General features: G+C 37.1%; 18 protein-coding genes, 1 tRNA gene and 2 pseudogenes. 14 read left to right on the top strand and 7 right to left on the bottom strand.

Going from position 1 to position 23,784, the window contains the following annotated elements; all coding sequences use genetic code 11:
• Window positions 1-4 precede the first annotated feature (4 nt).
• The 11 genes from CS842_RS03375 to CS842_RS07875 all read left to right on the top strand — a co-directional run bounded on the left by CS842_RS03375 (window position 5) and on the right by CS842_RS07875 (window position 13,708).
• Window positions 5-1,978 (top strand): penicillin-binding protein, encoded by a 1,974-nt coding sequence (locus CS842_RS03375; RefSeq protein WP_103327476.1) that lies wholly within the window; start codon window positions 5-7, stop codon window positions 1,976-1,978.
• Window positions 1,975-3,465, top strand: a complete 1,491-nt coding sequence (locus tag CS842_RS03380; protein WP_103327477.1) for a UDP-N-acetylmuramoyl-L-alanyl-D-glutamate--2,6-diaminopimelate ligase — start codon at window positions 1,975-1,977, stop codon at window positions 3,463-3,465. The genes CS842_RS03375 and CS842_RS03380 overlap by 4 nt, the downstream gene beginning before the upstream one ends.
• Complete coding sequence (mraY, locus tag CS842_RS03385) at window positions 3,446-4,681, top strand: phospho-N-acetylmuramoyl-pentapeptide-transferase (protein WP_103327478.1); 1,236 nt, start codon at window positions 3,446-3,448, stop codon at window positions 4,679-4,681. The genes CS842_RS03380 and mraY overlap by 20 nt, the downstream gene beginning before the upstream one ends.
• On the top strand, window positions 4,678-6,015 hold the full coding sequence (gene murD / locus CS842_RS03390; protein WP_103327479.1) for a UDP-N-acetylmuramoyl-L-alanine--D-glutamate ligase: 1,338 nt from the start codon (window positions 4,678-4,680) through the stop codon (window positions 6,013-6,015). Before mraY ends, murD begins: the two co-directional genes overlap by 4 nt.
• Entirely contained in the window at window positions 6,016-7,212 is a 1,197-nt protein-coding gene (locus CS842_RS03395) for an FtsW/RodA/SpoVE family cell cycle protein (protein WP_103327480.1), read from the top strand.
• Complete coding sequence (gene murG, locus CS842_RS03400; protein ID WP_103327481.1) at window positions 7,196-8,296, top strand: undecaprenyldiphospho-muramoylpentapeptide beta-N-acetylglucosaminyltransferase; 1,101 nt, start codon at window positions 7,196-7,198, stop codon at window positions 8,294-8,296. Before CS842_RS03395 ends, murG begins: the two co-directional genes overlap by 17 nt.
• Window positions 8,293-9,654 (top strand): UDP-N-acetylmuramate--L-alanine ligase, encoded by a 1,362-nt coding sequence (gene murC / locus CS842_RS03405; RefSeq protein WP_103327482.1) that lies wholly within the window; start codon window positions 8,293-8,295, stop codon window positions 9,652-9,654. The genes murG and murC overlap by 4 nt, the downstream gene beginning before the upstream one ends.
• A complete protein-coding gene (locus tag CS842_RS03410) occupies window positions 9,648-10,376 on the top strand; it encodes a cell division protein FtsQ/DivIB (RefSeq protein ID WP_103327483.1) in 729 nt (242 codons plus the stop codon). The genes murC and CS842_RS03410 overlap by 7 nt, the downstream gene beginning before the upstream one ends.
• Window positions 10,377-10,379: 3 nt before the next feature.
• The gene (gene ftsA, locus CS842_RS03415) at window positions 10,380-11,750 is read left to right on the top strand and encodes a cell division protein FtsA (RefSeq protein ID WP_103327484.1); all 1,371 of its coding nucleotides are present in this window, start codon (window positions 10,380-10,382) and stop codon (window positions 11,748-11,750) included.
• A 30-nt stretch (window positions 11,751-11,780) separates the two neighbouring features.
• Window positions 11,781-13,436, top strand: coding sequence for a cell division protein FtsZ (ftsZ, locus tag CS842_RS03420; protein ID WP_103327485.1), 1,656 nt, complete (start codon window positions 11,781-11,783; stop codon window positions 13,434-13,436).
• A 62-nt stretch (window positions 13,437-13,498) separates the two neighbouring features.
• Window positions 13,499-13,708, top strand: a complete 210-nt coding sequence (locus tag CS842_RS07875; protein ID WP_103328023.1) for a GatB/YqeY domain-containing protein — start codon at window positions 13,499-13,501, stop codon at window positions 13,706-13,708.
• Window positions 13,709-14,059: 351 nt separating this feature from the next.
• On the opposite strand, the gene CS842_RS06855 is transcribed toward CS842_RS07875, so the two are convergent.
• Complete coding sequence (locus tag CS842_RS06855) at window positions 14,060-14,212, bottom strand: hypothetical protein (protein WP_195909856.1); 153 nt, start codon at window positions 14,210-14,212, stop codon at window positions 14,060-14,062.
• 766 nt (window positions 14,213-14,978) lie between these two features.
• On the opposite strand from CS842_RS06855, the gene CS842_RS03430 reads away from it, so the two are divergent.
• Together CS842_RS03430 and CS842_RS03435 are read left to right on the top strand one after the other, a co-directional pair.
• Complete coding sequence (locus tag CS842_RS03430) at window positions 14,979-16,064, top strand: diphosphomevalonate decarboxylase (RefSeq protein WP_195909857.1); 1,086 nt, start codon at window positions 14,979-14,981, stop codon at window positions 16,062-16,064.
• An 83-nt stretch (window positions 16,065-16,147) separates the two neighbouring features.
• Window positions 16,148-16,221: transfer RNA gene (locus CS842_RS03435), tRNA-His, on the top strand.
• A gap of 1,183 nt (window positions 16,222-17,404) precedes the next feature.
• Here the strand turns inward: CS842_RS03435 and CS842_RS03440 are convergent.
• Window positions 17,405-18,589, bottom strand: coding sequence for a pyridoxal phosphate-dependent aminotransferase (locus tag CS842_RS03440; RefSeq protein WP_195909858.1), 1,185 nt, complete (start codon window positions 18,587-18,589; stop codon window positions 17,405-17,407).
• Window positions 18,590-18,658: 69 nt separating this feature from the next.
• On the opposite strand from CS842_RS03440, the gene rsmG reads away from it, so the two are divergent.
• On the top strand, window positions 18,659-19,279 hold the full coding sequence (gene rsmG / locus CS842_RS03445) for a 16S rRNA (guanine(527)-N(7))-methyltransferase RsmG (protein ID WP_103327487.1): 621 nt from the start codon (window positions 18,659-18,661) through the stop codon (window positions 19,277-19,279).
• A 17-nt stretch (window positions 19,280-19,296) separates the two neighbouring features.
• Here rsmG and CS842_RS06530 read toward each other — a convergent pair whose 3' ends face one another.
• The 5 genes and pseudogenes from CS842_RS06530 to CS842_RS07880 form a co-directional block, all read right to left on the bottom strand.
• Window positions 19,297-19,482 carry a hypothetical protein gene (locus CS842_RS06530; RefSeq protein ID WP_146037444.1) on the bottom strand — a complete coding sequence of 62 codons (186 nt, stop codon included), beginning with the start codon at window positions 19,480-19,482 and terminating at the stop codon, window positions 19,297-19,299.
• A 493-nt stretch (window positions 19,483-19,975) separates the two neighbouring features.
• Window positions 19,976-20,164 carry a hypothetical protein gene (locus CS842_RS03455; RefSeq protein WP_103327489.1) on the bottom strand — a complete coding sequence of 63 codons (189 nt, stop codon included), beginning with the start codon at window positions 20,162-20,164 and terminating at the stop codon, window positions 19,976-19,978.
• 1,020 nt (window positions 20,165-21,184) lie between these two features.
• Window positions 21,185-21,436, bottom strand: coding sequence for an ankyrin repeat domain-containing protein (locus CS842_RS03460; protein WP_103327490.1), 252 nt, complete (start codon window positions 21,434-21,436; stop codon window positions 21,185-21,187).
• Window positions 21,437-21,680: 244 nt separating this feature from the next.
• A pseudogene (locus CS842_RS07435) lies at window positions 21,681-22,232 on the bottom strand (catalase).
• Window positions 22,127-22,659: pseudogene (locus CS842_RS07880) on the bottom strand (catalase). Before CS842_RS07880 ends, CS842_RS07435 begins: the two co-directional pseudogenes overlap by 106 nt.
• Window positions 22,660-23,784 lie beyond the last annotated feature (1,125 nt).

A 23,784-nucleotide genomic window follows, 5' to 3' on the forward strand; every position in this document is an offset into this window, starting at 1 on the left:
AACTATGGGATACCAGAGAAAGCATATCCTCTATAAATCTTACCTGATAGGCATCGGATTGTTATTATTTGCTTGCTCGGTAGCTTTTGCCTTGGTTAAAATTCAGAGTTCAGCTGAGCGAAAAAAATATGAGAAATTTGCCGAAGCAACTACTATACGGGTTAATCCACTCAAAGCGCACCGGGGAAATATTTATGCCAGAGATGGAAGTCTTTTAGCCACTTCTATCATTCAATATGATATCTACCTGGATTTAAAGACTATTCAGGAGAAATTTTTTAAAGAGAATCTTTCTTCCCTAAGCGATTCTCTTGGGAATCTTTTCCAAAAACCTGCGATCTACTTTTACAAAAAACTCTCTGCGGAGAGAAAAAAAAAGAATAGATATTTCCCACTGACCAAAGGGCTTCATTACAATCAATACAAGCGTTTAAAGAAATTTCCCATTTTCAATAAGGGTCAAATACGAGGCGGTCTTATCACAGAAAAGAGGGAGCTTAGAGTTCATCCGTTAGAAAATATAGGTGCACGCACCATAGGCTATGATGATCAAAGAGGAAAAGCAGGGCTCGAAGGCGCTTATAGCGAATGGCTTAGTGGACAAAATGGCAAAAGACTTGAGCAACGTATCAGTTTTAATGCCTGGAAGCCCTTGAATGTATGGAATGAGCTGGAACCCGAAGATGGAAAAGATATCTACTCTACCATTGATATCGGCATACAAGATATCACTTATAACGCTTTGCTTGAACAACTTAAGATTTCCAACGCAGCGCATGGATCAGCAGTGCTTATGGAGGTGAAAAGCGGAGAAATTCACGCTATGGTAAGTCTGGAAAAAACAGCGGAAAATACTTATGAAAATCGTCGAAACTTTGCCGTTTGGGAAGCCAATGAACCGGGGTCTACTTTTAAAACTATGGCTTTACTTACCGCGCTGGAAGATCAAAAGATCGATACCTCAACGCAGGTTAACACCACAGGTGGTATATATATATTGCATGGGAAAAAAGTACGAGACAGCAAAAGAGGCGGTTATGGAGTGATTAGTGCTAAGAAAACTTTGGAGGTTTCTTCAAACATTGGTATGGCAAAACTCATTTACGAAAATTATAAAAGCCATCCTGAAAAATTTATCCGCCATCTTAAAGACTGGCATCTTGATAAAAAACTCGAGATTGATATTCCCGGAGAAGGTCATCCCTATATTCCAGCTCCCGGACAGAAAGGCTGGAGTGAATTGACACTTCCCTGGATGTCGTTCGGCTACAATCTAAAAATGACACCTTTACAAATTCTTAGCTTCTATAACGCCATTGCTAACGAAGGAAAAATGATTAAGCCTTTGTTCATTAAAGAAATAAGAAAAGAAGGACAGCTGATTAAAAGGTACTTCCCTGTAGTGAAACATCCCGTGATCGCTTCAAAAACTTCTATAAAGAAAATTCAGGACCTGCTCGAAAATGCCGTAAAGCATGGAACGGCTAAAAAATACTATCATCCCGAATATCCTTATGCCGGAAAAACAGGTACTACTCAACTCAATTACTGGACTAAAGGCAAACTTTCCTATAGTAGCTCTTTTGCGGGATATTTTCCTGCCAATCAACCGAAATACAGTTGTATCGTGGTGATCTCCAAACCTAAAAATGGCTATTACGGAGCTGCCATAGCAGCTCCGGTATTTGATCGAATTGCCCGAAGTATTTATCCGAGAACCTCTCGAAAGGTCCCCAGATCTCTTCAAGATAATCTCTGGAAAAAACGATTTCTTGCAACAGAAAGAAAAACGTTTGAACCTTTTACGGATTATTTACCCAATTTAAAGGGACTCTCTGGAAAAGAAATCATTCCTGTATTGGAAAAAAGTGGTTTTCGTGTAGAATATCAAGGGATTGGAAAGGTTCTGGGGCAATCCATTCCGGCGGGAGAAAAAATAAAAAAAGGCCAAAGCATACATCTGATATTAGAAGGATGAAAATATTGAAAGATATTCTCGATCAAGTAGCTATAAAGCAATTGATCGGCTCTGATCAACAGCCGATATCGCGGCTGTGCCTGCATTCCTCAGAGGTGATTAAAAATAGTTTGTTTGTGGCTCTCTCCGGATATACTACAGATGGACATCATTTTATTCAAGAAGCGATAGAAAAAGGCGCAAATGTCATTGTCTGCCAAAAATTTCCTGAAAAACACCGGGAGGGACTGAGCTATATACAAGTGGATAACTGCGCTGAAGTTTTGGGTTTGATAGCGGCAAACTTTTATGATCATCCATCGAAAAAATTACGACTGATCGGAGTTACCGGAACTAATGGTAAAACCACTAGTGTGAGTTTATTGCATGAACTCTTTTTAAAATTTGACGAAAAGAGCGCGTTACTTTCCACTATTTGTCTAAAAATCGGATCTCAATGCCAGCAGGCTACACATACCATGCCCAACGCTATTTCCATCCAAAGTTTTTTACATCGAGCCGTAAAAGAGGGATGTAATTATGCTTTTATGGAGATCAGCTCTCACGGCATCGATCAAAAACGGCACGCAGGACTATATTTTTTTGGGGGGATATTTAGCAATATTACTTATGAACATCTTGATTATCATAAGACCTTCAGAAATTATTTACGTGCCAAAAAGTCGTTTTTTGATGAACTTCCCTCAACCGCTTTTGCTTTAGTAAATACAGACGATAAAAACGCCCAAATTATCCTCCAGAACTCCCGAGCTAAAAAATATACTTACAGCCTTAAAAACCCTGCTGATTATCAAGGAAAAATCCTTGAAAAAAGCATCTTAGGAACGCTCTTGAGATTTGACGGACGGGAATTTTGGAGTCAACTTACAGGAGTGTTTAATACATATAATCTTTTGGCAATCTATGCCGGTGCACTATTGATGGGAAAGGAGAAAGAGCAAGTTCTTAAAATACTGAGTACACTAAAGCCAGTAAAGGGACGATTTGAGCATTTCCGATCTTCCTTAGGTATTCACATCATTGTAGATTATGCACACACACCTGATGCGCTTGAAAAAGTACTAAAAACTTTACGAGAGCTCCGAGAAAAAAATCAACGCATACTGTGTATTTTGGGCTGTGGTGGAGATCGTGACAGAAAAAATCGACCTTATATGACGAAAATAGCCTGTAAAAATGCCAATCAAGTTATCCTTACTTCTGATAATCCAAGAAGTGAAGATCCTGAAAAAATACTCGATGAAATGGAAAAGGATCTTTCATTAGAGCATCGAAACAAAATCCTGCGAATTTCCGATAGAAAATCAGCTATTAAAACAGCTATAACACTAGCTAAAGCTGAAGATATGGTCTTGATAGCTGGCAAAGGACATGAAATTTATCAGGAGATTAAAGGAACTCGCTATCCTTTCGACGATATGAAAATCGCTCAGGAAATAGTACATATAAAAAGATCAAAGTTGAAAAATGATTTATCATCTATTTGAATACCTAAAGAAAATTTACAATTTTCCCGGAATTAATCTGATGCAATACATCTCATTCCGCGCCGGAATAGCCTTGATTCTGTCTTTAGCTATTGCGCTATTTTATGGGAAAAAGACGATTCGCTGGCTGCATAAAAAGCAAATGGGTGAATGTGTCCGAGATTTGGGTCTGAGCGGACAGAAAGAAAAAGAAGGAACTCCCACCATGGGAGGCCTCATTATCATTGGCGCCACGCTTTTACCCACAGTGCTTTTTGCGCGCTTGGGAAATGTATACATCACCATGCTTATCGCCACTCTTTTATGGATGGGTTTTATCGGTTTTATAGATGATTATATCAAAGTCTTTCGCAAAAAGAAAGATGGACTTAAAGGCTCTTTCAAACTCACCGGACAAGTATTCTTAGGTATTTTCATAGGCGCTATGATGTATTTTCATCCACAGGTAACCATTAAAGAGAAGATATATCATAAAGAGTCTTCTTCTGTATCGGTATCTTTAAAAAGTATACCTCAGCAATTTTCTACGGAGAAATATACCATTAAAACCACTGTTCCTTTCTTTAAAAATAATGAGTTTAATTATACCGAGGCTTTGCAACGGATCGATCCCAATTGGAGTCAATACGCCTGGATCATATTTATTCCGATAGTTATCTTAATCATCGCAGCAGTCTCTAACGGAGCTAATTTAACGGACGGTATCGATGGATTGGTCGCTGGGACCTCATCTATTGTTGTTGGTACCCTAGCGCTTCTGGCATGGGTTTCGGGCAATTTTATATTCTCTAACTATTTAAATATCATGTATATACCAGAAGTAGGTGAGATGGTCATCTTCTCGGCTTCCTTCGTAGGAGCGCTTATCGGTTTTATGTGGTACAATACCTATCCCGCGCAGGTTTTTATGGGAGATACCGGGAGCCTGACCATAGGAGGTGTTATTGCAGTTTTGGCTATAGCTACACGTAAAGAGCTGATGCTACCTTTACTATGCGGGGTTTTCCTCATAGAAAATCTCTCCGTGATACTTCAGGTGGTTTATTTTAAATATACTAAACGAAAAAGCGGCAAGGGCAAAAGAATATTTCTCATGTCACCGCTGCATCACCATTTTCAAAAAAAGGGATATCACGAGAGCAAAATAGTCAATAGGTTCTTGATTATACAAATTTTCTTAGCTGTAATTATAGTGATTTCATTAAAAGTAAGATGATCAAAAAGCTAGTCATTTTAGGTGGAGGAGAAAGTGGCACGGGGGCTGCTTTACTGGCGAAAAAGCAAGGATTTTCTGTATTTCTCTCCGATGCCAGCCTTATAAAAGACAAATACAAAAAAAATCTGATTCAGCAAGGTATAGCCTTCGAGGAAGGACATTATGATGAAAGCCTCATTCTATCGGCTCACGAGATCATAAAAAGTCCAGGAATTCCTGATAGTAGCCCGATGATGAAAAAAATCTATAAAAAAAACCTACCTGTTATTTCAGAAATTGAATTTGCATGGCGCTACAACCGCGCAAGGATTATCGCCATCACAGGCAGCAATGGAAAAACTACCACCAGCTTGCTTACTTACCATCTACTGAAAAAAGGGGGCTTGAATGTGGCTCTGGCCGGAAACATCGGAAAGAGCTTCGCACGGCAGGTAGCTGAAAAAAATCCTGATTGTTATGTCTTGGAAGTCAGTAGCTTTCAGTTGGACAATTCTCCTTATTTTCGGACCGATATCGCTATTTTACTCAATATCACCCCTGATCACCTGGATCGTTATCATTATAAAATGGAAAAATATGCGCACTCCAAATTCCAGATTTGCGCAAAGCAAACAGCAAAAGATTTCTTTATTTACAACCATGACGACCCAATCCTACGGGCTCAACTGACCAAAAGCGTCCCACACTCTAAAATGCTTCCTTTTTCAATAAAAGAGACCGCCGATATGGCTGCCTGGCTGGAAAATCAAATCATACACATAGATTCTCAAAAAGAATATTTACATATGGCTATTAATGAACTCAATATAAAAGGTTACCACAACGTATATAACACCATGGCCGCTGGGCTCGCTGCCAGCGTAGAGAAAGTTCGCAAAGAATCTATCAAAAAAAGCCTGGCGAGTTTTGAAGCGGTAGAACATCGTCTTGAAAAAGTGCTCAAAATTCAGGATATCTGGTTTATCAACGACTCCAAGGCGACAAACGTAAATGCTGTATTCTACGCACTTGAAAGTATGAAAGCCCCGGTAATATGGATCGCCGGTGGCCAGGATAAAGGCAATGACTATAGTGAGCTTCCCGCGTTGGTAAAGAAAAAAGTCAAAGCGCTCATATGCTTAGGATTGGACAATGGCAAACTTATAAAAAGCTTTCACAAGCTAATAGATCCTATCGTTGAGGTAAAAAGCATGCAAGAAGCTGTCAAGGCTGCTTATATGCTGGGTCGAAAGGGAGATGTAGTGTTACTATCACCTGCTTGCGCAAGTTTTGATTTATTCGAAAACTATGAAGATCGCGGAAGACGATTTAAAGAAGAAGTGAAAAAGTTGTAAATGGTCAAAGGATTTCAAAGATACCTCAAAGGCGATCGTTACCTATGGGCTTTTATAGGGCTATTGGCCTTATTTTCATTTTTGCCGATCTATTCTGCCAGTACGAACCTAACGGTTAATTATGGAACGGGAACTGTCTTTAGTTACCTATTAAAGCATGCCTTAGCGCTCTTTATAGGATTTATCATACTATTTTCTACGCAATTTATCGATTATAAATACTTTGGAGGCCTTTCCGTATTAGCCATGCCGCTGATTTTTATACTACTTATCATTACGCTTACACAGAGAGACCATACAGAAGAAGGAATAAATACTGCGCGATGGTTGCATATTCCAGCTACCAGTCTTTCTTTTCAAACCTCTACGGTAGCTGGTATGACCCTATTTATCTATTGCGCACGTTATCTGGCGAAGAATAAAGACCAATCCATAAGTTTTATGGAATCTTTCTGGTTGTTGATTTTTCCGGTTTTAGTAATTATCATGTTAATTTTTCCGGCCAACGGCTCAACTGCAGCATTGATCTTTGGCTGGGTCGCTATTTTATTATTTCTTGGAGGTTATCCGTTAAAATACCTGCTAATCCTACTGCTCATAGGACTTTCGCTTACGGGGATCTTCATTTTTATCGCACTGCGCTGGGGCGAGCAGCTACCGGGAAACCGGGTACATATCTGGAAGAGCCGTATTGAAAATTTTTCTAATTCAAGCGGGGAAGAAAGTTACCAGGTGAAACGGGCTAAAACAGCTATCGTGTTAGGAGGACAATTAGGCCGTGGCCCCGGAAAGAGCGCGCTTAAAGCATTTTTACCGCAATCTTCCTCGGACTTTATTTACGCTATTATTGTGGAAGAATATGGACTGGCAGGTGGCCTGACTTTATTATTTCTGTATGTACTTATTTTACTCAGGATTGTCATTATAGCGACAAAAGTAGAGAGTTATTTCGGGAGTTTGCTCGTGCTTTCAGTAGGCCTGCCCATTATTGGGCAAGCGCTTATCAATATGGGCGTAGCGGTGCATCTGCTACCGGTTACCGGGCAAACTTTGCCGCTGATCAGCGCCGGGAGCACATCGATATGGATTAGTTGCCTGAGCTTTGGTATCATATTAAGCGTAAGCCGCAGCATACAAAAAAACGATCTTTTGGCACAAGATTTTCAAAACTCTCGTATTCGTGAAGAGATCGCATAAAATAATACTTAGCGCAGGCGGGACCGGCGGACATATCTATCCGGCTATCGCTATTGCCGATGGGCTTCGGGAGCGATTAAAAGATGTGAAAATTCTTTTTATCGGCGCAAAAGATCGTATGGAAATGCAAAAGATACCGCAAGCAGGTTATGCCATTATAGGATTGTGGATATCAGGTTTACGCGGGAAAAACATCAGAGAGTTACTTTTATTTCCTTTTAAAATAATGCATAGCTTATGGAAATCACATCGCATTTTAAAGAAATTCCGCCCGGACCTCGTTATCGGAACAGGGGGATATGCCAGTGGAGCGCTTCTTTATATGGCAGCGCAAAAAAATATCCCTATACTCATACAAGAGCAAAACGCGATTCCAGGACTTACAAACAAAAAATTAAGCCGCTACGCTCGAGTTATATGTACTGCCTATTCAGATACTAAAGCTTATTTTCCTCAAGAGAAAGTCCGCTGTCTGGGCAACCCCTTAAGGAAAGGAATTACCCATTGCGTTTATAATCGTAAGGAAGCTTGTGAAAAGTTTTCTCTGGATCCAGAAAAACCGGTGATACTATCCTTAGGAGGAAGTCAGGGCGCACATACACTCAATCAGGCCTGGTTAAGAGGATTGAAAAAAATAATCAGAAATGACATTCAGCTAGTTTGGCAAAGCGGAAAAAACGACTTTGAAGAGCTTAAAAAATATCGTGAAACACAACATGAATCTATACATATTACAGATTTTATAGACGATATTTCAGCAGCCTACACAGCAGCGGATCTTATTGTATCAAGAGCCGGTGCTCTTGCGCTTTCTGAACTGGCTTTGGCAGGCAAACCCTGCTTGCTTATACCTTATCCATGGTCAGTAGGTGATCATCAGTACAAAAATACGCAGGCGATTGTCAATGAGAAAGCTGCTTTAATGATTGCCAACGATCAGGTTGATAAAATATTAGTTGATAAAGTATTGGATCTTATCAAAGATACGAAAGCGAAAAATACGCTCTCTAAAAATTTAGCGGCTTTGGCAAGACCCAGAGCTACCGAAGAAATTATTAAGGAAATTCTGAATTTATTGCCATGAAGACCTTATATTTCCAGCGTTACTATTTTATAGGCATAGGCGGCATCGGAATGAGCGCGCTAGCGCGCTATATGCAGGCGATGGGCCTGTCAGTAGCTGGTTATGATCGTAACCCTACAGAGTTGACCACTCAGCTTGAGCGTGAAGGAATCGCCGTTATTTATGAAGAACGCCTGGAAAATATTCCCAGAGAATTTTATGTAAAGGAAAAAACGCTCATCGTATATACCCCGGCCATTCCAAAAAATCATCTACAGTGGAATTTTTTTAAAGATTGGGGGTATACGATAAAAAAACGCTCGGAACTGCTAGGTATGATCACCGAAAACACCTACTCTGTAGCCATAGCGGGTACTCATGGTAAAACGACCACAACAAGTATGCTGGGACATATTTTACATAGCGCAGGAAAAAAAAGCACATCTTTTCTGGGAGGAATTTCGGAAAATTATCAATCAAATTTAATTTTGGCAGGCCAGGAGATTTCAGTGGTGGAAGCCGATGAGTTTGATCGATCTTTTCTAAGACTCTCCCCTGATAAGATATGTATCACCTCTATGGATGTTGATCATTTAGATATCTACCAAAAAGGCGAGAATCTAGCTGAGACTTATCGGGAATTTGTCAGAGGTCTGAAAGTTGGCGGAACGCTGTTAATACATAAGGGTTTACCCATAGAAAGCGCTCAAACTTACGCAGTAGAAGAAAATGCTGATTACTACGCTAACGCTCTAAGAAGAGAAGAGAATTGCTGGTTTTTTGATTTTCATGGTCTGGATCTTTTTTGGGAAAAACTACCGGTTCCACTTGCGGGTCGTTATAATCTTGAAAATACTACTGCGGCTTTAGCCATAGCTGCACAGCTAGATATAACGAAACAACAAGCATACCAGGCGCTGAGGTCATTTAAAGGGATTAAAAGACGTTTTTCTATTCATCATCACTCAACGGATAAAATCTATATCGATGATTATGCCCATCATCCCAGCGAATTAGACGCGCTTATAAAAACCGTAAGAGAGTGGTATCCGAGGAAAAAAATTCTTGGTGTTTTCCAGCCCCACCTTTTCAGTCGAACAAGGGATTTTCAGGAAGATTTCGCGCGAAGCTTAGAAAAGCTAGATGCTTTGATCTTACTCGATATCTATCCCGCACGTGAACAAGCTATTGAAGGTGTAAACGCTCAAACGCTCCTAGAGCTTATAAATCTTAAAGAAAAAGAGTGTAGCGATTTAACTAGAGTCCTTGCCTGCGTTCAACAAAAAGATTTTGAGGTATTGCTCAGCATAGGGGCAGGAAATATAGATACTCTGGTGAGACCTATCAAAGAGTGGCTTGATAAAACCAACCCATGCTAAAAAAAACAGGGATATATTTTTTAACTCTAAGCACTCTGGCTTTGATTATTTTTTTAATGACTTTCTCGCATGCGCAACATAATAAGAGACTTGTTAAAAAACTTAACTTATCCATAGAAGACGGTAGTGAGCATCGGTTTGCAAATGAAAAAAATATTCGAAATATTATCTATGCATTACAAGGTCCGATAGAAAAGAAATCTATAAATCAAATGCAACTTTCTTTAATAGAAAGAAAATTAAAGCAACTCGATTTTATAAAAGAGGCACAAGTATATATGGATCTCGATGGTCAATTAAACGTATACATCCGGCAAAAAAAGCCTATTGCTCGAATAAAAACCGCTTCAAAAAACTATTACTTAACCCAAGAAGGCGCCCTGATGAATATGTGCTCCTGGTATAGTCCAGAGGTTTTGCTAGCAGAAGGAATATTTTTAGAAACTGATGTAAAAATGCTGAAAGAAATGATTCAATACATAAATGATGATGAGTTGTTAAAAAATCAAATTATAGGAATTAGAAAAATATCACAAAAATATTTTATTTTGCTACCAAAAATGGGTGATTATGTCATTGAATTAGGAGATTTATTAAATTATAAAGATAAATTTGAAAAATTAAAAGCCTTTTACAGACAATATATGGAGCTTCTTGAAAACACAACTTATAAAAAGATTCGTTTACAATATGCCGGGCAAGTGGTGGCAACAAAGATATAATATATGGAGGTGGAAAAAATAGCTGTCGGTTTAGACATAGGAACTACAAAGATAGTAGCCATGCTCGGAAGAAAAAACGAGCACGGAAAAATAGAAATTCTTGGAATGGGCCGTGCAAAAAGCAGAGGCGTACACAGAGGCGTGGTAAATAATATTACTCAAACTATTGATTCCATCAATGAAGCAGTGAGAGAGGCAGAGCGCAATTCAGGCTTGAAGATTCATCAAGTTATCGTAGGTATCGCGGGACAGCACATACGAAGTTTAGAGCATAGCGACTACATTACTCGCGAAGATTTTGAAGAAGTTATCGCGCAAGAGGACTTACGACGGCTCATCGGGCAGGTGCATAAACTCGTCATGTTACCGGGGGAAGAAATCATACATGTATTACCACAAGAATATAAAGTAGACAGCCAGGCAGAGGTCAGAGAACCCATGGGCATGTATGGGAGTCGGCTGGAGGCTAATTTTCATGTAGTACTTGGGCAAACCTCTTCCATTCGGAATATCGGAAGATGTGTAAAAGCAGTCGGTTTGAATTTATCCGCCATTACTTTAGAACCCTTAGCTTCAGCAGAAGCGGTACTAAGTCGTGAAGAAAAAGAAGCCGGTGTAGCTTTGGTAGATATCGGGGGGGGCACCACAGATATCGCCATTTTTAAAGATAACATTATCAGACACACAGCCGTTATTCCTTTTGGAGGAAATATCATCACCGAGGACATTAAGGAAGGTTGTTTCATCATTAAACGACAGGCAGAGTTATTAAAGGTTAAGTTCGGCTCAGCATGGCCTGGAGAGAATAAAGAAACAGAAATTGTCTCTATTCCTGGTCTTAGAGGGAGAGAACCCAGGGAAATTTCACTAAAACGCCTTTCTCAGATTATCAATGCCCGCGTAAAAGAGATTATTGAGCAGGTATATATGGAAATCCAAAACTATGGCCATGAAGATCAGAAAAAACGTTTAATAGGAGGACTTGTACTTACCGGAGGAGGTTCCAAATTAAAACACCTTCGGCAGCTTGCCGAATACATCACAGGTGTAGATACACGCATAGGCTATGCCAGCGAGCATCTATCCAATGGAAAAGATCACAATCTAAACAACCCTGAATACACCACCGCTATAGGTTTGGTGATGAAAGGCTTTGAAAAAAGTGAAGAAAATCAAGAAATAACTACCAATAATTCGAAGGAATCTGTTTCCGTCTATGAAGAAAATCTAAAAGGCACTAGAAAAATTTCAAGAAGAAAACCTACAGAAATTTCAGAGGAAAACCTGTTAAAGAAAAAAGCCATAGAACGATCAAAATCATTTCTGGAAAACTGGGCTGATAAGTTTCGTCAGATATTAAATGATTCTGAATAATTATTGTCTACTATCATTAAAAAATATCCTATGCATACTGAAAATATTCATTTTGAACTTCCCAAAAATCGATCGGCTTCTATTAAAGTAATCGGAGTCGGAGGTGGAGGAAGCAATGCGGTAAACCACATGTTTCAACTGGGCATCACCGGAGTTGACTTTGTCATTTGCAATACAGATGCCCAAGCGCTCAATAACAATCCGGTACCAGTGAGAATTCAGCTAGGTGCTTCCATTACTGAAGGACTGGGAGCAGGGGCAGACCCGGAAGTTGGTGAAAAAGCAGCGCTTGAGAGCCTCGAGGATATTAAAATTCTTTTAGACACTAATACGAAGATGACCTTCATCACTGCCGGAATGGGAGGAGGAACAGGCACAGGAGCAGCTCCTGTTATTGCCGGAATATCTAAGGAGATAGGTATACTTACAGTAGGTATCGTTACCATGCCTTTCTATTTCGAGGGGAGGATGCGTTTAGAACAAGCCCAAAAGGGTATAGAAAAGCTTCGAAAAAATGTAGATTCTCTCATTGTTATCAACAATGATAAGCTCAGAGAGCTATACGGAAACTTAGGTTTTAAAGCAGGTTTTGCCAAAGCCGATGAGGTGCTAGCCACCGCGGCAAAAGGCATTGCTGAGGTCATCACCCATCATTATAAGCAAAATATTGATCTGCGCGATGCGCGTACTGTGCTTAAAAACAGTGGAACAGCTATTATGGGATCTTCAAGTTCCGGAGGAGAAAACCGTGCGAAAGAAGCTGTTACAAAAGCACTGGACTCTCCATTATTAAACGATAATAAAATTACTGGTGCAAAAAATGTTCTCTTGCTTATCGTATCGGGAAAAATCGAGATTACTATCGATGAGATTGGAGTCATCAGTGATCATATTCAAGCTGAAGCAGGCCATATGGCAAACATTATTATGGGTATAGGCGAAGAGGAGCAGCTAGAAGAGAGTATTTCAGTAACCGTAGTTGCTACAGGCTTTCCAACGGAGATGCAACGCATAATAAGCCATGAAGAAAAGAAAATTTTCCATAACCTGGATATAGAAGAACCTATTGAAAAAAAGCCCCGAGAAAAAGAAAAATCCAGTCGGATTTTACAACATTTCCCTTCCAGGGAGCCCGATAGCATGTCTCCGGATCTATTTTCAAAATCCAGTAAAGATGATTTATCTCCTGAAAATGTCTCTCAAGAGCATATCTCTCAAAATAAGCTTAGAAAAGCAACCGATAATAACATAAAAGATGTATTTCAGTCTGAAGAATTTATTTACAAAGAAAAACAAGAAGAAAAATCGATAATTTTTGAGCTGGAAGATCCCATAGATAAGAAAGAGAATTTTGATTTCTCAATCTCAGAGACTAAAGAATCAGGTCTTCCATTTAAATTTAACGAGGACCTTTCAAAAAATTCCGCTGAACTTAAAGAAGCATACTCTGAAGAATTGCAAGAGATGATCCGTCAGAGAAAAAAACGGCTTGAAATTTTCAATTATCAGTTTAGAAATCCTATGGATACGCAAGAGAACCAAAGCATACCTGCTTATAAACGTCAAGGCATTGATTTGGACGAACCCAGCAAGGAAAAAAAATCGCGCTATGTAATAGATCAGGATGGAGATGGACAACCCAGAATCAGACCTAACAATTCCTTCCTACATGATAACGTAGATTGAAAATATTTTTTAAATAATGAATCTGGAAGACAAAATTCCAGAGTCCTTAAAAAAAAGTAGTCATATTTTTAGCTAAAACCGATGAAAAGAGAAGCTCCAAAAAACTATCGGAAGATCAGGAAACAGCACTGCTGCAAAAATTTCTCAAACAGATCAGAGAATCCACTGAGCAATTCAGTGCGCTGAATCGACTAGAAATCTGTAAAATAAAGCAGTACAGGAAGAGATTATCAGAAAGTTTACCTGAAACCCTTTCTCCGAGTCGGTTTTAAGAAAATAGCTTATGGGTATTATCAAAGAATGTAAGGTCCAATCTTCCCGGGATTTTGGAAAGGCGATGGAAAAATAGCCAATAGCCTCGGAAAAATTAAAAGGTCGTTCTGATGGAAAACATTATGAAAGAATTGATAAATTTTGTAAAACGATTAAAAAAGCGATGAATTCTCGACTTTGAAAAAACCTTTTTATACTGACGCCGAGCTATCGCGCGTTTAATTCCAGGTTTCACAGGAGCATGTATATGGATGACATTACCTAATCCATAATGGAATACCAGCCTTACTTTCTCTTGGTAATATTAATTACGATATGTCTTTTATAAAAAACTTTCAAGGTTGATTATTCTACCCGGAATTTTTTAGTACTGCGCTTAAAGAAAGTATGTTAGAAAGCGTGCGAATATCTGAAGATTTTTGAGAAAGGGTCTTATAAGTCAAAATATCCTCTGGATCAAACTCTAAGGCTTGCACAGATTCGATAAAATTACGAATATCCATAACTTTAGATTTAATCTGTTCTTTATCTGAATTTTCCTCAAATTTTGTTTCTAATGTATTTATAAGATCTTTTATAACCTCTTTTGATTTATCAAATCAAAAAATGTACCATCAAAATTTTTTAGCTCTTTCTTAATACTTTCAAAGTATTCAGCACTTGCTTGCGTTCTTTCGGTTGAATCATTAATTTACAGAGCATCCCAGACTATCGAGGACCTCTTGAAATGAAACTTTAATTCTTCCATCGCCTTATCCTCATCCATGATCAGATGAGTAAATTTCGCTCGGGTTCCTTGAAAAGTCTCTCCTGCTTATATACCTCTATATTGGGATGTATTTAGCTGAAATTCAAAACTATATATTTTTCATCAATTCAATGTAAACCAATGATTTACTGACTTCACGCTCAAAAGCCTGAAAAAATAAATGAAGATCCCCTGAACTATCAGGGGAAACCATCAATATAACGTTTACTTTATCTATTGTTTGCAATTTATATTGAGATAATTCCTCCGCAATATCTTATATCTTTTTAATCTCTCTCTCAAGTTTATCACCATCTCGAATCAAAGGATAAAATTCAACACATTAGAATTTATGAATGAAAAATTCAACATTTATCCAAATCTAGTATTTTAATACTATTTATTAACGTTTTTTTATTAAAAAATTAATATTATTTCATAAGAAGCGCTTCTTTTTAAATTAATTCCTCTACAGATTCTATCTGATATTTGCTTTCTTTGCAAGAGAATACAATCCACGAATGTCATCTTTTAAGAAGAGCGCTTTTATAACAAAAAGTTATAATGTTTCTAGCATCTCACAAGAGTATACGCTTAAGGCCATAGGTTCCTCGAATATTGCGTTGATTAAATATTGGGGTAAAAAAAACGGACAAATCCCCGCCAATCCTTCAATAAGTTATACCCTTACAAAAAGTCATACCTGCAGTGAGTTGATATGTAGCCCTCGAAAGAATAAAACCGATGATTTTTCAATAAAAGTAGTTTTTTTCGGGAAAGAACGCTCGGATTTTTTACCGAAAATCCGAGAATTTTTTAAACGTATCCTACCCTATTGTCTTTATCTGTTAGATTTTGATTTTGTTTTAAATACACATAATAATTTCCCGCACAGCAGCGGTATTGCCTCGTCAGCCTCGTCCATGAGCGCGCTGGCGCTTTGTATTTGTGAGTTGGAATCACATATGGGAATAACTCTCAGCGAAGATTTTCTACTAAAAAAAGCTTCTTTTCTTTCAAGATTAGGATCGGGAAGCGCTTGTCGATCAATATATTCGGGTTTAGTAGTCTGGGGAGCGCATGAAAAAATTATAGGTAGCGATGATCATTATGCTATTCCCTATCCCTATGAGGTACATAAGGTTTTTCATCGCTTTAACAATTTCATCTTACTGGTAGATATTTCTCCCAAAAAAGTATCCAGTACTCTCGGACATAAGCTAATGAACAAGCATCCCTACGCAAAAGAGCGTTTTTTAGCTGCTTACAAAAATATTCAAGAGCTTATTTTTATACTTAAAAATGGAGATGTTGAAGCTTTTGGAACACTTATAGAACATGAAGCCCTTAGCTTACATGCTATGATGATGACGGCATATCCTTCTTTTGTATTGATGAAGCCCGATACTCTTAAAATTATTGAAAAGGTATGGAATCTCAGAAGGGAGCAAAAAATATCATTATATTTTACCCTGGATGCAGGAGCTAATGTACATTTACTTTATCCGGAGAAAGATATAGAAAAGATACAGGATTTCATCAATCAAGAATTACCGATGTATACCCTGGAAAATAAATTTATTCGAGATTCTTGTCGATATGATTAAATTTCGTAAAAAATCCTCGCATTAAAAGAGATGAATTATTCTAAAAATTCATTGGACATTTCTATCTTTGCAAAGAATTTATGGTGGGCGTAGCTCAGTTGGTTAGAGCGTCAGGTTGTGGTTCTGAAGGTCGCCGGTTCGAAACCGGTCGTCCACCCAAGTTTAGGATTCTTATGATAGGATCCTTTGTCGTTATTAAATAGTTCTCTAACGATACCTCGGGAGCAATAAGAAGTAATTAGAATTCGTTCACAAACGAAAGAATAGTTTTAAATACACATATAAACCCATTTAAAATGTAAGATCTGAAAGAACGTAGAAAATGACTCTACTTACATTAATTATTTTTAAAGGGCTAAAAATTCTAGCCTTTTAGGAATTGTTTACTACAAGCAAATACCTTCTTAGATTGTACTTTTTTCATTTTTTTCCTTGTTTATTATCCTAAGATCCTCTTTCTGAGAAAAAATTTACCGGTGACTCATTTAAAAAAAATTCATTTTTTTCTCTTTTATAGCTCTTATTCTAAATAACTTAAATGATTAGTGCTATATCCTTAATGTGACAGACTATCAAGAAAAATTTCTTTAAAGAATATGGAGATTTAGTATTAACTAGTAAGTGCAATTTTATACATACAAGATTGTTAACTATAAAAACTTCATATTAAATCTTTTTTAAAGATCATTCATTGACTTAAAACATAAGACTTTTACTCTTTAAAAAAAAGCAGACGCTGTATTTACAAATTCTCCAAGTGACATACAGACCGGGTATACGGTATTTATTATAATATAGATCTTCTAAATGAAAGTAATCGTGATCACTTATAGATATGAACTACCCCAGGTAGCAGATAAGATGAAGATAGTTCTAAAATAAACTCAAAGATTAGATATTATAGTGCAAAAAAACATTTGCTTTTCATATCAAAAGCCTCATAATAACTTCTCCCTTAATCTTTAAAAAAGATGATATTTAGTTTCTTTTTTTTTACTATGAAAGTGATATATGCTATGAAATTTATTTATAAATTAAAGAAGTACGTTTCAGGAAGAGGTTTTTTCTAAAACAGAAAATTTTAAACAGATATGAAAACAGTATATAAGCTCATATATTCAGAAACTCCAGAACTGGTCATAATTTAATTCGTAGTTATAGTAAATAAAATGGAACCTACTTACCCTGATCAGATGAAAATATATAGTCCTTATAAGCGTATTTTTATAAATATAAAAAGCCGACAAAAACCCTAAGAGGATTTTACTATATATTTATGAACCCATGAAATATATATAATAAAGTTATTTATAGCGCTATCATTTTAAATCTGACCTAACTTATGACAACGCCTGATGAATTCTTGAAAATGCCTCATTCAGCTTTTCTTCAGAAACAGCATAGGAGATGCGCAAGCTTTTTTCATCGCCAAAGGGCGCTCCTCCTACAACCGCAACATGAGCTTTCTCAAGCAAATACATGGAAAGATCATCGGAATTAGAAATTTTAACTCCTGAAAAAGTTCTTCCAAAAAGGGCTGAAACCTCTGGAAAAATATAAAAAGTTCCCTGTGGAATATTACAATAAAATCCTGGTAGCTTTTGAATTTCTTTTAATACTAGATCACGCCGTTTTTCAAAAGCTTCAATCATATAACCGATACGCTCTGGAGCAACTCTTAAAGCGCTAATAGCGGCCTGTTGCGCGATAGCGTTGGCTCCTGAAGTGGTCTGTCCTTGCACCTTATCACAGGCCTTAGCTAACCACTCAGGCGCTCCGATATAGCCTACACGCCAGCCCGTCATGGCAAATGCCTTGGAAAGGCCATTTAAAGTGACTATTTGTTCATAAACTTCAGGAAATTCGGCAATACTGGTATAAGATCCTGAATAATTAATATGCTCATAGATCTCATCAGATATGATAATTAGTTGGGGATGTCTGGCAAAAACCTCCGCAAGCGCTTTAAGTTCTTCGCGAGTATAAACACTACCGGAAGGATTACAAGGTGAACTGAAGATAAAAACTTTAGAACGAGGAGTGATTGCGGTCTCAAGTTGCTCAGGTGAGATTTTGAAATTGGCTTCTACACTTGTTGGGAGGATCACTTGCTTAGCTTCGCAAAGATTGGCCATTTCATAATAACTCACCCAATAAGGCCCTGGAATGATTACCTCATCACCAGGATTTAAAAGCGCCAGGAAAACATTGATAATCGATTGTTTACCCCCGGTGGAGACGACCACTTGAGAGGGTTGATAATTCAATTGATTATCTCGAAGGAATTTTTCACATACCGCCTCGCGCAGCTCCAGGTAACCAGGCACAGGCGTATAATAGTGATGACCTTTATCTATAGCTTTTTTAGCAGCTTGCAGCACAAAATTAGGAGGTGAAAAATCAGGCTCGCCCACGCTCAAGCTGATCACATCATGGCCTTGACTGCTAAGCTCTCTAGCTTTTGCAGACATGGCTAAGGTTTGCGAATAGCTCATATTTTGAAGACGGCGAGAAATCCTTTGCATGATTCTTTGTTTAAATGAAGAGCAAATCTAGTAAATTCGCCCCTACTTTTAGGCTTTATATAAACATATATGCAAATTATAAAAAAATATTTTCCAAATCTTAATTCACAACAGAAGGAACAATTTGCTGAGATGAAAGATTTATATGAACATTGGAATGCGCGCATCAATTTAATTTCGAGAAAAACCATTGGACACTTCTACAAACAACATTTATTACACTCCCTAGGGCTAGCTAAAATAATATCATTTTTACCTAACACCAATATAATGGACGCGGGAACAGGAGGCGGATTTCCAGGTTTGCCGTTAGCGATTTTTTTTCCTGAAAGCCACTTTTTATTAGTCGATTCTATTGCCAAGAAAATCAATGCTATTACAGATATCGCTAAAAATTTAGAGTTAAAAAATACCCACATTATTTGCAAGCGTATAGAAAACTTAGAAGAACGTTTTGATTTTATCGTCTCACGAGCGCTTACACAGTTGCCTCGTCTAGTAAGCTGGACGTCAGGTAAATTTCTTAAAACCTCACAACATGTCTTACCTAATGGCCTTTTATGTTTGAAAGGCGGCGATCTTAATGAAGAACTCAAAGGCTTCCCAAGAGCCATAGAATACTCACTGAAAGATTATTTTAACGAAATATTTTTTGAAAGCAAAAAAGTAGTGTATTTACCTCCCGACTGATAACTATAAAAAGGTATTTATATTAAAATTCGTAAGATCAAAGGGAGGGCGACTATTGATATCAAAAGTGATGTGACAATAGCTAAATCTACTTCTTTTTCAAGCACTTTATAATTATTGGAAAAAGACATTGCGCCGGCGCCTATGGGTTGAATAGCCATAACCAATGCGCTGATGTTCCAAAAATCATGAAAACCTCCCAAGGAAAAAAATAAACACAAATTGCAGTAAATAAAGGGTATGAAAAAAATTTGATCAAAATAATAAGCGCTACCCTGGGTAACATTTCTTTTTTAAATCGTACGATCCATAGCGTTAGACTCATCCCTAATGTAAAAAGCCCTAACGAGCTTGCCGTCAAGGTAGGCATATCCAATGATTTTGACGCGAAGGTATTTGCAAAGAGCTTATAACTAATACACCAAAAATTTTCGAAGAAAACAGAGGGTTGCCTAAAAAACTTTCGGTACCATACATCTCGTCCTACATAAATCACAGAAAGTCTTCTGCGAAACTGTCGGCTGCTTTGAGAGAAGTTGATAATAAACACTGCGATTAAAATACTCGAAAGATTACTAAGCACAGCCGCCATAGAAACCGGAACAAGGGATTTTTAGAAAAGACCATCAATATCATAGGCAAACCCATATAACCAGTATTTCCGTAAGGCGAAGCCATAGTTCATTATAGAAGAATCTATGGAATCGTAAGCGTAATATTTTTTGGCGATGAAAACTCTTCAAAATAAGAATTTTCAATAATCTCCTTAAAAAGCAAAGCCGGAAGAGCTACATATAAAGGATAGTCGTTAATAATTTTTAAAGATTTATCTCTTCGTCTGAGTCCAAAAAGGTACCAGATGAGAATAATTAGAAATATTGGCATATTAATTTGAAGACCTCTACCATGTTATGATTTTAAGTTAAATATTAGTTAATTTTTTTAAAATTATCTAACCATCTGAAACCACTCGAAAGATGATTTTTATTATAAAGAAGTATAAAAATGAATTTAAAAACCTGCATTAAATACTTAAAAAGTATATAAAATTGTGAATCACGTTTTTAAATCCCTCATTATATAAAAATTTAAGGTCATCGATTTTTTAGAAACTTGATCTTTGATTGCACAGCGCAGATCAGCAAATTTTTTTGAATAAAAAGCTAAATACACTCTCTGCTACTTTCGCTATTTTTTCTGAATTATACGCTTAAACGCAATAAAACAGAGTATATTTTCAAAGGAGATCGGCTTTTTAAAGAACTCTAAATCTTTACGAAGAAGCGTTTTATTTATTTACAAATATTTCCATTTGGAAATATTTTACAGGAAAAATTCACCGTCATAAATCCGAAACCTGTTCTCCTGAGTTTTAAACAATTGTGTAGGCTCAAATCAGAGTCCTTAAGATCCTTCTCAACATATAATGGCTTCTAAATTATATAACAATAAGTTATCATTGTTTATAAGATCATTGTTTAGTGACAAGAAACTTTTTAAAACTTATATCAGTTACGAAAAACCTCTGATTCAAAGTCGGATTTTTAGATCCGAGATGAGATACAAAATATCGATAACAAAAGCTTTATAGTGCAGGTTTGAGTTATTGTACAACATCTTACCTTAACTATAGTTTTCGTGGGATCGTTTATATGCTATTCTTGTAAGACTACGATGGTCCTGTTACTAAGATTTTTCCGGAAGGAAATAAGTCAGTAGCTCTTAAACCATGTATCTACGCCACTTCATTGGGTGGCTTACCATGGCGAAACAATCTCCATAGAGAGAGCATGGAGATAGATACAAAAAAGGCTATCGAAATGAACATCGATAGCCTTTTTTAGGTTAAAAACTCTTACCTATTATAAAATAGTTTTTCTATTAAAATAGTTACAATATGACTGCTTATTCTAGAAATTTTATTGCCACATCATTTCCCTGAGTGACTGCATAGTCAAGAGCTGTTTTTCTAAAATTATCTCGGATTATCTTACCTGATCCTTTATCGGTCAGCATATTTATTGTATCATTAGCTCCAAATGTTACGGAAAAGATTAAAGCTGTTATTCCGCTGCAGGAAATATGGTTTCCTAGGCCCGTATCGAATAAAAAGATTAACAATATTACTGTAATGGTGCTGATTGTGTTCTTTCTCATCCTTATTTATTATTCTTATTGTCCGGAAAAATTGTTAATCAAATCCTGCTTTTTTTGCTCAGGCAATGACGGTAGAACTCGCTGGATTTCTTAAAATCATTCGGTTTGCTTATTTTGCGCTGCACCGTAATGGCTTTCGTAAAAGCAGATGTGGAGTACTTATAATTTGCGCTATCTATGAAACCATTTTGTGTTGCACTAAGTGGAAAGAGCGCCATCCTGGTTATTCGTTGCATCGGTTATCTTAGGTAACTTTACCGGAAGTTGCTAAAAGTTTCCCACCTGTCCTGTAGCGTTGCGTATCAAAATACGAGAATAAGCGGCCCTGCAGCAATTTATATTCGGAAGGTTCAATTCCCGAAACCAGTGTTCCCGGAGAAAACGTAGATTGTTCAACTTCCTGAAAAAAGTTATCAGGTATTTTATTCAAGGTCATTTCCCAGAAATTGCAGTGGCACGATACCCTCAAGACATACTTTATTGGTGTCTACGGGACTAAAATCAAGCTTATAAAAATCAGTGGACTTCAGAAGTTGAATATACAGATCCCATGATGGATTGTTTCCTTTTCTAATGTTATCATATAAATCTACTGTATCATGCTGAAAATCTTTGTCCTGCATTTCGCTGACCTCTGCCGCAGTAAAATTTTTACTCCCTGTAATGATTTCCAGGTATATTTTACGTAAACTACCTTACCTGTGTAATTGATCCACTTGAAAGTATGGATACTAGAGCCGTCCATCTGTCTGTAATTTGCAGGTATGCTATAATTAGAATAAACGCGAGTAAGCATATGTGCCCCTTCCGTAATATTATTGAAAAAATCGAAAACCCTGTTTTGGGGTCTTGTTTGTTATTGATGGGCGATGGATTAAAAGCATCCACCATATTAGGAAATTTTATCGCATCGCGGATGAAGAATACTGGCATGTCATTGCCAACAAGATCATAATTTTCCTGATCGGTGAAAATTTAGTGGCAAGACCTCTCGGATCCCTTGATGTCTCAGGAGAACCAACACCATGCACTACGGTAGAAAAACGCATAAATACAGGCGTCGTTTTGACTTTTTGAAATAAGGATGCCTTGGTATATCTGCTCACATCGGCAAAAGATGCAAATTTTCTATAAGCGCCTGTATCTCTGGCGTGAATCACTCTTTCGGAAATACGTTCCCTATCAAAGGAAGCCAGATCTTCGATCAGATGAATATCTTCCAATAAAACTTATCCATTTTGGCCAATAGTTTTTGAGTTTCGATTATCAACAACCTACCGCACTGGTGTTTCTTTTGATCTGCTTTTGTTGTGCAGATAAGGTTATTGAAGAAATAATCAAACCACCAATAATATTTTTTTACAATAAAGCTGTTATTAAAATTTTCGGAAAATGTATATTCATATTTTAATAGATATAAATTGATAATAACTATTATAATATAAACAAAGTCTATCATACAACAAATGAAATGCATCGTAGCGTTGGACAAGCGCCGACATTTCTTAAAGGTGTCTGAAGTCTGTTTACCAAATAGGTAACTTTAAGTGGAATGATTAAAAAATTGGAGAAAGAGTCAAACATTATTATATTCGACGGAAGCAAACACCCTATAAAAGGAGACCTTAGAATTGGAATTGTACCTTCATTAGCACCATATTTGTTATACTTGTTCATAAGAGATTTTACGGACACTTACAAGAAGGTGAAGCTAATTATTAATGAGTTTACTACAGAAAAAAGAAATTAAAAGAAAGTCATATAGATGATGCGCGATATTGGCAATACCTTTATTGGACAAGGATTTGGATGAAAACACGCTCTTTTATGAAGAATTTTTCCACTATGGCGCACTAAATAAATCTACGGTTAAGAAAAAATTCATCGTTCCGGAAGACATAAATCTAAATAAGAAAGCCACTATCTTCGAAACAAAATCGTAAACTTATGTGAGTTACGGACCAAGGATACTTCTGATTTAAAGATAAAGTATCAATTAGGAAGCATCGAAGCCTTGAAACAAATGATAGATTTAAATCTAGGAACAACGATACTACCTGAACTCTATTTATTAACCCTAACGATAACCAAAAAGAAAAAGTAAACAAATTTGAGCCACCACACCGAATGCGGGAGATTGGATTGGTCTATTACAATCATTATGTAAATATTATTATTAAATCTTTTTAAAGATACTTTCCTATAAAATTTCCAAACCCCTTTTCTATGTAATTTACTAACTTGTAACTAAACGGACTATAGAGAGATATACATTAACTTAAAATCAATAGTTACGAAAAGGGTGGTTTTAGATGTAGTAGCCTTCATGTGTTTTTACTGCATTAAAA

The sequence above is a fragment of the Bacteroidetes bacterium endosymbiont of Geopemphigus sp. genome, from assembly GCF_002904345.1.
GTDB lineage: Bacteria > Bacteroidota > Bacteroidia > Flavobacteriales > Blattabacteriaceae > GSPS2-BC2016.